At 58.9% G+C, this 12177-nt stretch carries 13 protein-coding genes; 11 read left to right on the top strand and 2 right to left on the bottom strand.

Annotated elements, in window-relative coordinates; genetic code table 11:
* Nucleotides 1–159: 159 nt before the first annotated feature.
* Complete coding sequence (locus FEF26_RS14425) at nucleotides 160–1032, bottom strand: C40 family peptidase (RefSeq protein ID WP_138254239.1); 873 nt, start codon at nucleotides 1030–1032, stop codon at nucleotides 160–162.
* Nucleotides 1033–1226: 194 nt separating this feature from the next.
* Between FEF26_RS14425 and FEF26_RS14420 the strand changes: the two genes are divergently transcribed.
* Entirely contained in the window at nucleotides 1227–1589 is a 363-nt protein-coding gene (locus FEF26_RS14420) for an ArsR/SmtB family transcription factor (RefSeq protein ID WP_138254238.1), read from the top strand.
* Between the two features lie 29 nt (nucleotides 1590–1618).
* On the opposite strand, the gene FEF26_RS14415 is transcribed toward FEF26_RS14420, so the two are convergent.
* Nucleotides 1619–2560, bottom strand: coding sequence for a cation diffusion facilitator family transporter (locus tag FEF26_RS14415; protein ID WP_138254237.1), 942 nt, complete (start codon nucleotides 2558–2560; stop codon nucleotides 1619–1621).
* Nucleotides 2561–2784: 224 nt separating this feature from the next.
* Between FEF26_RS14415 and FEF26_RS14410 the strand changes: the two genes are divergently transcribed.
* From FEF26_RS14410 to FEF26_RS14365, 10 genes are all read left to right on the top strand, one after another.
* Entirely contained in the window at nucleotides 2785–3357 is a 573-nt protein-coding gene (locus FEF26_RS14410; protein WP_138254236.1) for a hypothetical protein, read from the top strand.
* Nucleotides 3358–3470: 113 nt separating this feature from the next.
* Nucleotides 3471–4211 (top strand): DsbA family protein, encoded by a 741-nt coding sequence (locus tag FEF26_RS14405; protein ID WP_138254235.1) that lies wholly within the window; start codon nucleotides 3471–3473, stop codon nucleotides 4209–4211.
* Between the two features lie 8 nt (nucleotides 4212–4219).
* Nucleotides 4220–4846 carry a vitamin K epoxide reductase family protein gene (locus tag FEF26_RS14400; RefSeq protein WP_208012947.1) on the top strand — a complete coding sequence of 209 codons (627 nt, stop codon included), beginning with the start codon at nucleotides 4220–4222 and terminating at the stop codon, nucleotides 4844–4846.
* 86 nt (nucleotides 4847–4932) lie between these two features.
* Nucleotides 4933–5592 carry a TlpA family protein disulfide reductase gene (locus FEF26_RS14395; protein ID WP_138254233.1) on the top strand — a complete coding sequence of 220 codons (660 nt, stop codon included), beginning with the start codon at nucleotides 4933–4935 and terminating at the stop codon, nucleotides 5590–5592.
* Nucleotides 5592–6356, top strand: a complete 765-nt coding sequence (locus FEF26_RS14390; protein WP_138254232.1) for a cytochrome c biogenesis CcdA family protein — start codon at nucleotides 5592–5594, stop codon at nucleotides 6354–6356. Before FEF26_RS14395 ends, FEF26_RS14390 begins: the two co-directional genes overlap by 1 nt.
* Nucleotides 6356–8080 carry a cytochrome c biogenesis protein ResB gene (gene resB, locus FEF26_RS14385; RefSeq protein WP_138254231.1) on the top strand — a complete coding sequence of 575 codons (1725 nt, stop codon included), beginning with the start codon at nucleotides 6356–6358 and terminating at the stop codon, nucleotides 8078–8080. Before FEF26_RS14390 ends, resB begins: the two co-directional genes overlap by 1 nt.
* A 2-nt stretch (nucleotides 8081–8082) precedes the next feature.
* Entirely contained in the window at nucleotides 8083–9204 is a 1122-nt protein-coding gene (gene ccsB / locus FEF26_RS14380; protein WP_138254230.1) for a c-type cytochrome biogenesis protein CcsB, read from the top strand.
* Nucleotides 9205–9313: 109 nt separating this feature from the next.
* Complete coding sequence (locus tag FEF26_RS14375) at nucleotides 9314–10183, top strand: helix-turn-helix domain-containing protein (RefSeq protein WP_243730606.1); 870 nt, start codon at nucleotides 9314–9316, stop codon at nucleotides 10181–10183.
* 212 nt (nucleotides 10184–10395) lie between these two features.
* Nucleotides 10396–11508 carry an ArdC-like ssDNA-binding domain-containing protein gene (locus FEF26_RS14370; protein WP_138254229.1) on the top strand — a complete coding sequence of 371 codons (1113 nt, stop codon included), beginning with the start codon at nucleotides 10396–10398 and terminating at the stop codon, nucleotides 11506–11508.
* A partial coding sequence (locus tag FEF26_RS14365) for a bifunctional DNA primase/polymerase (protein WP_138254228.1) occupies nucleotides 11508–12177 on the top strand: 670 nt, incomplete at its 3' end. The genes FEF26_RS14370 and FEF26_RS14365, both read left to right, overlap by 1 nt.

Here is a 12177-nt window from a genome sequence, read left to right as displayed (position 1 = left end):
TTACGTCCACAGCCTGTAACTTCTGCGGCGATAATGCCCGCTCGCCCTCGATCTGCAAGAGGCGTGGTCCGCCTGGGGCTTGTAGGACTGGGCGGAAATAAGAACGACAGGCTAGCTGCAGCGCTATATGTTGCAGCTAGCCTGTCGCCGGCAGATGTTTCAGTTCGGGCGGACGATTGCGTTGACCTGGTGCCAGCTTTCGTTGATGCCGTGGAGACGGACGCCACCGGAAGGGGTGGCTGAGATAACTTGGCCGTTACCTACGTAAATCGCCCCGTGCGTGGTGTTGTTGGCAAGTACGATGTCTCCTGGCTGTGGTGTGGAGACATGCGGGAGGGAGGCTTCCATCCCATAAGTGGTACGGGGGAGCCCGCCGCGACCGGCTTGGTTATATGCCCAGTTGATGAACCCAGAGCAGTCGAATCCCGCTGTGGTTGTTCCTCCCCAGAGATACGGAGAGCCAATACCGGCATATGCTGCGCTCACTACAGAGTTATTGTTCGTCGTAGCAGGTTGCTCGGCCTGTTCTTGGGAGGACGCAACCTCAGGTTCAGGAGAAGCATTCTCCTCATGTGACTCTTGCGCGACGGGTTCTGGGTCTTGAGAGACCGGCTGAGGTGCTGTTCCTTCAATCGTGGTTCCTTGATGCGTGGATTCTGCAACCTCCGGGGTGGAAGGCGATACAGGTTCTTCAGGGGTCGGGGGCGGCGTTGGGGCAGGCTCGGAGCTAACTATAGGTCGGTCGAAAGTCAGCTCCACGTCTCGATTCGCAGAAACAGCGACCGTCTGGTTGCCAGATGTTCGTTCCAAGCTCGGTTGCGCAACATCAAGACTGACGGTGGTGACGTCTCGTCCCCCTTCTGAGGGCTCGGAAGCGTGGGCTGCAACTCCAACGCTTGCAACTAATCCAGCGGCTGCGACGGTAGCTGCGGTAGCGCGCCCAGTAAGCGTGGCGTTATTGGAGATACGAGCACGCTGAGCCATACGGCGACGCTCACGCCGCGTGGCGGGCAGTGTGGTGGTGACTGTCATGGGAGGTCCTTATATCTTTTCGCGGTAGTTGAGCCCCAAGCCGTAGGCAACCAGCTTGGTTGAGCAGAGTTCCAGCTACTAGAGAAGCACTCTATAACAGAACCATAACAAATGTAACGAATAGATAAAGGTGTGTCTGCGCAGTCCGCTCCCGCCTCTGCACCATGCCTTTGGATGCCTTGTACGATCGAGACATGGCGTCATTCAGGGCAATCGAGGACTCCACCCCTCCCACAAGCGAGCCCGCAGCGATAAACCCGGCCGCATCCCTCTTCCACGCACTGGGAGACCGCTCGCGCCTGCTGATCCTGCAGCACCTTCAGCTGGGGGAACACAAGGTTGCTGATCTGACAGAGCACCTGGGTCTATCACAGAGCACCGTATCCAAGCACTTGGCCTGCCTTCGAGAGTGCGGTCTTGTGGATTTTCGCCCTGAAGGTCGAGCGTCGGTCTACACGCTGAGCCATCCAGGCGCTGTGGTAGAGCTTTTAGCCTCGGCAGAGAAAGTGCTGGCTCTCACAGGAGATGCAGTGACACTATGCCAGCTACGTGATTAGCGCCGAACCCTCAGTCGCTGCCCCACTACCTAGGGGTGAGACGCGGATTCAGTGGCACGATGCCCTTCGGTTTCCAGCTGAATGGTGGCGTGGTGGAGTGGCACAGCAAAGTCTTCACCGAGGCGTCGGCGTACTTCATGGAGAATTTCCGCGGCGTGGCCATCCAAAAAACAACTCTCATCTAGGACCACATGCGCACTGAGAGTCGGCAATCCCGACGCGACTGTTGAGGCATGGAGGTCATGAACTTCCTTGACGTGCTGGACGCTCACGATGCTCTTTCTGACCTCATCGAGGTCAAGGCCGGTGGGGGTGAACTCCATGAGGATTCGGACGGTGTCACGCAACAGCATGGCCGCGCGCGGAATAATGAGTAGAGCAATGAAGAACGCAGCAATGGTATCTGCCCTGGTGTAACCAGTCGTGAGCATCAAGATCCCAGAAACAATCACTGCGATAGTACCCAGCGCGTCCATGAGCACTTCTAAGAAGGCAGCTCGCATATTCAGGTTCGCCCCGCGACTGGAGGACAGTACCAGCATGGCGGCTATATTGAGGACCAGTCCGATTGCCGCGAAGACCAGCATCTCAGAGGCAGCGACTTCCGGCGGATTTCCCCACCGTTTGACCCCCTCCCAGATGCCGTAGACGCTGATACCCACCAACAGGAGTCCTTGAGCGAGGGCCGCGAGACTCTCCACTCGGCGGAAGCCCCACGTTCGCTTTTTGCTCGGCGGGCGAAGCATCAGGGACGCTGCGATCAGGGCGATCAGTAGTCCACTCGAATCGACCAGTGAGTGGACCATGTCTACGAGAATTGCAAGGCTGCCACTGAGCCAGGCACCCAGTCCCTGCGCCAGGACGATGGCGAACACCAGGGCAAAAGCTATCCCCAGCTTGCGTCGAAAATCCGGGGATTTGGCAGCATCTTCCGGGCTGAGCCCGTGGTCGTGACTATGTCCAGCACCCATGGCTAGACCTCCATTCAGCTGATTGACAATGAACGACGCCTTCATTTCGGCATCGCTATTTGGCGATGTTATGGCTGCATTGGAATCTATTGCAAAGGTGGTGTCGGGTCGCATTCTCAAGATGATGGGCGCCGCACCTGTGATGGCCCGGTGTTTCTACATCTTGTAGAATTCTGTGTTGAGTGAGCCTTGCCTGCGCGACCAAGACCTAGAGAGGAGGGAGCATGCCCGGTTCCGCAACTGAGTATGCCTCCGATCTTCGAGGTTTAGGCCGCCTGCTTCGTGGACTGATCATCGGACTGGTCGCGGTGACATCAACGGCGCTTGCTCACTACCTCATCACTGGTCATGCACCGGCGATGACTACGGTACTCGTGGCCTTCGCCGCGACCACCCCGGTGGCCGCTGCCCTTTCGCGTATCCCGAAGAGCCGCTGCCGTCTCGCGTTGGCTGTCATCACGGGCCAGGTATTCCTTCATGCTCTGTTCGGGCCTGGCGGTTCGACAGGCATAGAGAATCATCAGCACCAGTTGCTGGTTCACACTGAACCCGGAGCCTTGCTGGTCCACCTTGGCGCCCTGGCAGTGACTTACGCCACCATACGGCGGGGTGACGATCTGGTTGAGGTGCTTTTCCTTGTGCTGCAACTGTCACTGTTGCGCCCGCTGCCAGCTACGCCTCGACATGTCACTTACCCGGTTCACGTTCCGGTCGGGGAGACTGCTTGGATCCCTGCGGAGTCGCGCCCGGGCGAAGGCCCCCACCCTCTGCGTGGGCCACCGCTTCTTTCTGTCTGAGAGTTAGATGCGCTCGGAACGAGCTACCTCTCTCATCGATGCGCCGCGTTCCTTTCATGGCGCACTCATGCCCTAGGGCAGGACAAGACAGACTCTAAGAACGGATTGGCTGCATGCCTAACACAAATGACCCGACCCCACCTATCAAAAGTCCCCTTGGGGGCACTGCAAGTAAAGCCGTAGTCCATCGTCTCCTCGTCGTAGGTGGCCTTGCGGTAGCACTCATTGCGTTGCTTGTTCTCTTATTCCAAAACTCACCCGAAGAGACTGAGTCGGCCGCGGATACGGCGACAGCGAACCCCCCGGCAGTGGACAGTGACCTCATTGTCTGGGAGGACTCGCATCGTCTGGATGATGTTCCCTCCAGCCCCGTGACATTCGTAGAATTCCTCGACTTTGAATGTGAAGCATGTGGTGCTGTTTATCCTGCTGTTGAGGAACTGCGCGAAGAGTATGAGGGCGAGATGACCTTCGTCATTCGCTACTTCCCGCTCGATGGCCATCCCAACTCGCGTCAGGCAGCTCATGCTGTCGAGGCCGCCGCTCGCCAGGGTGAACTCGAGGGGATGTACCGACTGATGTTCGAGACGCAGGAAGAGTGGAGTCACAACGAGGAACCTCAGGATGAAGTATTCCGAGGTTTTGCCGAGGAACTGGGGCTTGATGTCGAGCAATGGGAGGCTGACTACTACTCGGATGACGTTGCGCAACGTGTTCAGTCCGATTTTGAAGATGCAGTCGCGCTCGGGCTACAAGGGACACCCTCGTTCTTCGTCAACGACGAATTCATCGCCCCAGAGACCTTGACCGATCTCACGGACCCCATTGACGAAGCTCTCAGCAGCGACCAATGACACCGGATATGTTTCAGACTCCAACAACACCGGACATCCCTGAGAGCCGCCCCGTACCAGGACTTTCTCACCGGTTTACCGGTTTCATCCTCCTGGCTGCTGGCCTACTTGGTTTCGTCCCGTCATTTGTCCTCGCGGTAGAGAAGTACTGGTTACTGATCAATCCGTTCTACTCCCCGAGCTGCACCTTGGGAGAGACCCTCTCCTGTGTCCCAGTGATGACCTCCTGGCAGGCAGAAGTCTTCGGGTTTCCGAACCCATACCTGGGCATCGCTGGTTTTGCCGTGATTGCAGCAACAGGAGCAGCGCTTCTTGGCCAAGCTCAGATGTCGCACTGGTACTGGGCCGGACTGCAGATCGGCGTCACCTTCGGAACTCTATTTGTGGGCTGGCTGATGTATCAGAGCTTGTTCCACATCCAGGCCCTGTGCCCCTACTGCATGCTCGTGTGGGCAGCGATGTTCCTTTCCCTGTGGTACGTCACTGTGGAGTCTGCGAGTCGCTGGAGCCGGAACTGGACCGGCTACGGGCGCCGCCTGGCACACGTCATGATTCGGCGTCACGACATCGCGATCCTTGCCTGGTTTGTCCTCGTTGGTCTCCTGGTCAATATCGCAGCCTTCAACTTCTCCTGACAGTAAATATCACTGTTCGCATGGCCTCCTAGCTACACGTCAGCGCCCAAGAACGTACTCATTACTCACGAAGGAGGATCTCATCCATGAACTTGCCATATGAACCTCTAAACCGGCGGCATGCTATCGCCGCCATCAGCCTGACTTCCGCTGCGTTTCTCCTGAGCGCCTGCGGGTCAGACAACGACGACTTAGCCCAACGTGCTTCCAACGACGGCACGAACTACGTAGCCGGGGACGGCTCCGTGGAAGAGTTCGCCCCCGAAAGCCGTGGTGAACCCGTAGCCTTCGAATCCACTCTCTTCGATGGGACTGAGATCACGGCCGAGACCTTCGAAGGCCGGGTAAGCGTACTGAACTTCTGGTATGCCGCCTGCCCTCCATGTCGGGCCGAAGCTCCTGATTTACAGGCGATCCACGAAGAGTTCGAGCCCGAGGGTGTCCAGTTCCTCGGGGTCAATACCCGGGACACGCAGCCTACGGCTGAAGCTTTCGAGCGAAACTTCGGCATTACTTACCCTTCTATGGAAGATCGAACCGGTCAGGTCATGATGGCGATGACCGACTACGCACATCCCTCCGCAGTTCCTACAACTCTGGTACTCGACAAGGAGGGACGAGTTTCGGCTCGTATTGTCGGCATCGTGGAACCAGGCACGCTGAGGGCCTTGATCGAGACCGTGCTGGCAGAAAACGCTCCCGCAGCATCAGCCAGCCCAGGAAACTTCGAGGACGGGTCCGGCTGATGCTGGAGGCAGGCGTGCAGAACAACCCCTTCGCAGAAATTGTCTTTGATAGCTCTCTCTTCTTGGCTGCGCCTGTGGCGCTGCTTGCGGGGCTGGTGTCCTTCCTCTCACCTTGCGTACTGCCGCTCGTCCCGGGCTACTTGGGATATGTCACGGGATTATCGGGGGCTGAACTTCATCAGCGATCCCGTTCACGTCTGGTTCTTGGCGCCACCCTCTTTGTCCTTGGATTCACCGTGGTGTTCGTCCTCATCGGCGCAGTCTTTGTTTATGCCACCACGTGGCTGAGGTTTGAAGGTGGCTGGGTGACCCAGGTCCTGGGCGTGCTGGTCCTTCTCATGGGACTGGTCTTCATGGGCGCTTTCGGATTCCTCCAGAGGGAACGAAAGGTCAACAAACGGCCGCCGGACGGGTTGCTAGGTGCGCCCATCTTAGGGGCTACATTCGGCATTGGATGGGCACCATGCATCGGACCCACACTGGCTGCGGTGTTAGCCCTCACTTACGGGGCGGACCCCACACGAGGCACTCTCCTGGTTTTCATCTACTGCCTCGGGCTGGGCCTTCCCTTCATTCTCATTAGTGCCGGCCTTCAACGAGGTATGCGTACCCTCAAATTCTTCACTCGCCATAAAGCCACCGTCATGCGAATCGGTGGAGGACTGCTCATCACCGTGGGGCTACTGATGATCAGCGGCATCTGGAACCACTGGGTCTTCGCCCTCCAAGACTGGTTTGCTAACGAGATTGTGATGCCCATCTGATGAAACAACCTTCTGCACACCAAGATAATGCGCGCGAAGACGCGATGAACGACGCCGAAGGAAAAGCGGCTACAGCGGCTCCGGCACTGCCAGCATTAGGTCTGGTTGGCATGCTGCGATGGGCATGGACGCAGTTGACGAGCATGCGCACTGCGCTCATGCTCCTACTACTTCTTGCTATCGCTTCGGTACCTGGGTCAATCTGGCCACAGCGCGTTCAAGACGCATTCGCCGTTCAACGCTGGATAGAAGAAAATCCGACAGTCGGGCCAGTTCTGGACTTCTTCCAGATGTTTGACGTCTATTCGTCCTTCTGGTTCTCAGCCATCTACCTGTTGCTTTTCATCTCCCTGATCGGATGTATCATCCCTCGCGCACGAAAGCACTGGCAACAGATGCGCTCGGCCCCGCCACGTACGCCACGGAAATTAGAGCGACTTCCAGAGTACGGGGCAGTCGAGCTGGATGACCGGGGTCCTGCACCAGCGCAAGCGTTGGAAGAGGCTGCTCAAGTGTTGCGTAGGCGGCGCTACCGGGTCCAGGTTCGCCCCCAGGACGAGGATCAGCGTGCCGGTTCCATCGGAGCAGAAAAGGGCTACCTTCGAGAAGTCGGCAACATCATCTTCCACGTGTCCCTGGTCGGGGTCCTGGTCTGTGTCGCACTTGGTGCCATGTTCAGCTACCGAGGACAGAAAGTCATCGTTGAAGGTGAAGGGTTTGTCAACGCACTAGCTGCATACGACAACTTCTTTCCGGGGACCTGGTTCAGTGAAGACCAGCTCGATGCGTTCTCCATCCAGCTCAACGAATTTGACCGTGCCTTCGACAGGCAGGTCACCCCGGAAGGAGAGGCTGGCCCTCAGTGGGGCAACGCCTTGGATTTCACGGCTTGGGTCACGGTTCAAGACGGCACAGATGGGGTTCCTGAAGACACGACGCTGAAAGTCAATGCACCGTTGAACATGGGTGGAGCAAACCTCTACCTGGTGGGAAACGGCTATGCCCCGGTAGTCACTGTCAGAGATGCGGAAGGGGACGTAGCTTTCTCTGGTCCTGTCATCACTCGGCCCGACGACGGCGTGTATACCTCCATGATGGTGATTAAGGCACCTGATGCCTCACCTGAACAGCTAGGTTTCCAGGGGCTGTTCCTGCCCACCGCAGTTGATGCCGGCGAAGGCATGGCTGTGTCCGCTGATCCCGAACCTTTCAATCCCGAACTTCACCTCAATGCCTACGCCGGGAACCTGGGCCTCGACGAAGGGATCCCTCAGAACGTCTACGTGCTGGAGACCGAAAACTTGGAGGTACTCAACTCTCGGGAAGTAGATGCCGGAGGCATCGTGCTCGCCCCCGGCGAGGTCCATGAACTCCCCGACGGTCTAGGCACAGTGGAGTTTGAAGAAGTACTGGACTACATAGCCATCGACATCACCTACAACCCCGGCGAACTTGGAATCCTCGTCTTCTCACTCACCGCTACCGCTGGACTAATTACCAGCCTCTTCCTGCGACGGAGACGAGCCTGGGTGGTGGTCGAGAAAACAGACAGCGGTCGCACCTTAATCCGCTACGGCCTATTGGCCCGAGGTGAGGACTTCCGGCTGCGAGATGAAAACGCAGCGATTCGACGCGACTTCGAAAAGATCTGGCCGGTAAGCCCTCCCCAAACGCACATCACCACTGATTCACATGCAACGACCCCCACAGGAAAGCGAGGCTAATCATGCTAACCTTCGGTGCCGTATCACTTCCGTCGATCAACGTTGAACTGGCTGAATACTCGGAACTGTTCATGATGATCGCCGCCTTCATCTACACACTGGCGTTCATCCTCTTCACCATCGACAATGCCCAAAGCTCACGAACAATTCGCCGCCTCGAAACAGACCTGGCGAGGGAACAAGAGTCCCTGACCGCACAGCCGATGAAAGTAGCAACAGCGGCGGCTGGACCACCACCGGCAGAAGCCGCCTCTCCCCCTCCCGAACCCAAAGACACCCACAACGGGGCGAGAGACCCAGAGCTGGTTGATGAGGACATGGCGTACATCGGCACAAGACGGCCACTCGCCAATACGGCGATTGCTCTCACCGTTGTCGCGGTGGCTGCCCACGCCTTCGCCGTCGTCTCCCGTGGCCTGGCCGCTCATAGGTGGCCGCTGGGCAACATGTACGAGTTCCTCGTCGGCGCTGCTCTGATCGTAGCTCTGGTCTATCTTCTTGCTCTTCACAGGCGTGACCTACGCTTCATAGGCTCCTTCGTCCTCGGACTGGTGGTGGCAATGATGGTCGCGGCAACGATAGGTTTCCCCACCCCTATCGGCCACGTTCAGCCAGCACTACAAAGCCCCTGGCTTGCCATCCATGTCTCCCTGGCAGTGCTGTCCATTGGACTGTTCGTCCTCACCTTCGCCATGAATGTTCTGCAACTTCTTCAATCCCGACGTGAGAGAGCTCTCGCAGAGAACACCGCACAGGGGTGGGGCGGCTTTCTGGCCGGTAGGCAGTTCATGCGACTGGTTCCCAAAGCTTTCTCCCTGGAAAACTGGGCATACCGTATCAACGCCGTTGCCTTTGTATTCTGGACTTTAGGCCCCATGATTACCGGTGCGGTGTGGGCGCGTGAATCATGGGGACGTTACTGGGGTTGGGACACGAAAGAGGTCTGGACCTTCGTGATCTGGGTGGTCTACGCCGGGTACCTCCACGCCAGAGCCACCCGCGGATGGACCGGAACACGTTCAGCGTGGCTGAGCATCATTGGCTTCCTCTGCATCATCTTCAACTACGCCGTGGTCAACGTCTACTTCCCCGGGCTGCACTCCTACGCTGGTTTGCCGGACTGATAACTCAACCTTCGAGCCAGTGGAGACTCCAACACCGCGCTCCCCCATAGCGGTTTGCACAGAAGCATATTCCCGCCCTCTGGACCCCGTAGCTTACGACTGTTTCCGGGTGAAGTTCATTAAGAGCGGCACAGCTATTGTGATGTCAGAATTCGGTGAGCGGTCTGTGCGTCAGGGACAGATTGTCATGTTGGGGACTAATGTGCTGTGCGGGTGTGAACCGGAAGGGCAAGTGCAGGTCACGACCATATTTCTGGATCGAAACTACCTGATCGATCAGGTTTACTGGCAGTATGCAGCGGTACTGGCTGATCGTTTAGAGGCATCCAGATTTCTCGACACGCCCTATATCGAACCAGTCCAGCTGCTTTCCCTACGCAGGGAAGACGCGGCTCGGGTAGAGCTATCGCTTGATGAGCTTGCTGAACTCAGCGCCAGTGATTTTGCTACCGATCTTGGCGGCGGCGAAAGGTTCTACAGAATGCAGGCGCTGCTGTCCTCTGTTCTGCACATCATCGTGCCCTATCTTGAAATTGGTGCGATGCGCCGCGCACGGACGCAGCGCCTCACGACCAAACTCAGATCGGCAAGGCCCACTCGGTTTCAACCGCTTCGCCAGGAAGCTCGTCGGGCTGCTCAGCTTCTCGAAAGCGACCTGACGCGGAAATGGACGTTGGCAGAACTTGGGCGTGAAGTTCACCTCTCACGCTCACGCTTAGCAACAGTGTTTACTGATGCTTTCGGAAAATCTCCCCAGACCTATCTGGCTATGAAACGAGTGGAGACCATGGCGAAACTTCTGAGGGAGACACCGGTCAGCATCGCCCAAGCTGCTGAAGACGTAGGGTGGCGCAACAGAAGTCACGCAGCAGACATGTTCCGTCGGTACTTGGGAGTAACTCCAAGTAGCTACCGCAAGCGACTGCGCGCACGGTCCATTGACCAGGATCGACCTGAGAAACGGTCACCAACAACCTGAGCTTCGGCATTCCCTGGTGAGAAGTCCTAGCGATTCTGATAGGCCGAGAGGACTTGTCGGGTTCACCTCCTGTGTCCCTGATGGTCACCGCCGTACATGTTGTCTCCGATGTCCGTCATCGCCTCGCTGGTCTTCCCGGCGCACCTGCTGGTTGACCGAGCTGCTTCTTGTGGCTCGGTTGGTCCACCGGGTCGGAAGGAAGGCCAGATGCCATGTCGGAGCAACCAACACAGTCCCGCAGCAACCGTGACGCCAAGCTCGATGAGCTGCACGGGCGACTGACTGGTGCTGTCGAGCAGCTGGTCTCGGGTGAGGACTGGCAGCAGGCGATGGCGTTTGCGGCTAGGTTCCGGTCGCGGTCGTTCAACAACACCCTGCTGATCTTCGCTCAGCACCAGGACGCCTACGAGAAGGGTCTGGTGGGTGAACCGTCGCCGTCGTATGTGGCTGGGTACAGGCAGTGGCAGCAGTTGGGCCGGCAGGTACAGAAGGGCCAGCCCGGTTACATGATCTATGCCCCGGTCACCGCCCGGTTCGCCACCAGTGATCCTGCTGACCCTAGTTCGTGGAGGCGGTTGGATCGCGGTGAGAAACCCCGAGCTGGTGAGGTGGTGCGTTCCCGGATGGTAGGGGCGAAGCCTGCCTATGTGTGGGATGCCGCCCAGACCGCTGGGGACCCGATTCCCGAGCCCCCGGCACCGCAGTTGTTGAAGGGCCAGGCCCCTGCTGGGTTGCACGCCGAGCTGTCCCGGTTGATCCGTGAGCAGGGATTCACCGTGGTTGGGGCTGGGAGTGCCGCTGAGCTGGGTGGGGCCAATGGGCTCACCGACTACACCGCCCGCCAGGTGGCGGTGCGTTCGGATATGGACCCTGCTGCGCAGGTGAAGACCCTGGCTCATGAGTTGGGGCATGTGCTGATGCATGGGCCGAACCAGCAGGAAGCCCGTGGCCACCGGGGTGTGGTGGAGGTTGAGGCCGAATCGGTGGCGCTGATGATCGGTGCCGCTCATGGGATGGACACCAGTGAGTACACGATCCCGTATGTGTCCACCTGGGCAGCGCAGGTGAAAGAGCAGGAGCCTGCTGAGGTAGTCAAAGCCACCGGCGAACGGGTACGCCAGACCGCCATCTCGGTGCTAGAGCAGTTGGATACACCGCAGGTGGCCGATGGCACCCCGTCTGGGCTGGAGCGTCACCAGCCCCAGCGCAGTGGTGCTCTCCGGCAGAGCCCGGAACCAATGGGCACGCAGAGGACAGGGACGGAGCCTGCTGGGGTGCGGCGTGAACCGGTGGCCTCCGGTGGTGTGGAGAGGTCGGGGTTGTGATGGCCGGGCTCGCATCCTTCACCCAGGTTCTGATCGACACCCGTGAGGCGGAGCTTCCGGTGACGGCGTCCCAGTTGGCTACTGCGGGGGTGCCGGTATTCCCTTGTGTGCCCGGCGCAAAGCGTCCGTTGACCGAGCATGGGTTCCACGACGCCACCACCGACCCCTCCCAGGTGCACCGGTGGTGGGCCCGGTGGCCGGAGGCGAATATCGGTGTGCCCACCGGGCAGGCCTCGGGCCTGGTGGTGGTCGATGTTGATGTCCACTCTGAGGCCGACGGATACCGATGGTTTGGCCGAGCCAACCGTGCCGGGCTGACGATCGGGTGGGATGTCTTGGTCTCGACCCCCTCGGGTGGGATGCATGCCTATTACCCGGTGGCCTCGGGCACCGAGCAGCAGCGGTCGTGGCAGGCAGCCGCAGCGGGGATAGATTTCCGTGGCGATGGCGGCTACATCATCGTCCCACCCTCAGTAGTCCAGTACGAGGATTCTGCTGTGGCCTACCGGCTGGCCCGGATCGCTGGGACTCCGCCGCGGCCTGTGGATGCCTCCGGGTTGAGGGAGTTCCTGGACCCACACCCATCACCGGCCTTCCGGCGCACCACACGTGGGCCTGGGCGTGAGGCTGATGTGTCCCGGTTGGCCTCCTGGGTGGCTGCCCGTGGGG

Origin of the sequence: Nesterenkonia salmonea, from assembly GCF_005771525.1 — a bacterium.
Lineage (GTDB): Bacteria > Actinomycetota > Actinomycetes > Actinomycetales > Micrococcaceae > Nesterenkonia > Nesterenkonia salmonea.
Note: the sequence above shows the minus strand (reverse complement) of the source record. Positions and strands in the feature narration are given on the sequence as shown.

Coding starts and splice junctions, on each gene's coding strand:
- FEF26_RS14400 (WP_208012947.1), top strand. CDS start 4,220: ATGTTTCAGACTCCAACAACACCGGACATCCCTGAGAGCCGCCCCGTA.
- FEF26_RS14390 (WP_138254232.1), top strand. CDS start 5,592: ATGCTGGAGGCAGGCGTGCAGAACAACCCCTTCGCAGAAATTGTCTTT.
- resB (WP_138254231.1), top strand. CDS start 6,356: ATGAAACAACCTTCTGCACACCAAGATAATGCGCGCGAAGACGCGATG.
- FEF26_RS14395 (WP_138254233.1), top strand. CDS start 4,933: ATGAACTTGCCATATGAACCTCTAAACCGGCGGCATGCTATCGCCGCC.
- FEF26_RS14415 (WP_138254237.1), bottom strand. CDS start 2,560: ATGGGTGCTGGACATAGTCACGACCACGGGCTCAGCCCGGAAGATGCT.
- FEF26_RS14405 (WP_138254235.1), top strand. CDS start 3,471: ATGCCTAACACAAATGACCCGACCCCACCTATCAAAAGTCCCCTTGGG.
- FEF26_RS14425 (WP_138254239.1), bottom strand. CDS start 1,032: ATGACAGTCACCACCACACTGCCCGCCACGCGGCGTGAGCGTCGCCGT.
- FEF26_RS14410 (WP_138254236.1), top strand. CDS start 2,785: ATGCCCGGTTCCGCAACTGAGTATGCCTCCGATCTTCGAGGTTTAGGC.
- ccsB (WP_138254230.1), top strand. CDS start 8,083: ATGCTAACCTTCGGTGCCGTATCACTTCCGTCGATCAACGTTGAACTG.
- FEF26_RS14370 (WP_138254229.1), top strand. CDS start 10,396: ATGTCGGAGCAACCAACACAGTCCCGCAGCAACCGTGACGCCAAGCTC.
- FEF26_RS14420 (WP_138254238.1), top strand. CDS start 1,227: ATGGCGTCATTCAGGGCAATCGAGGACTCCACCCCTCCCACAAGCGAG.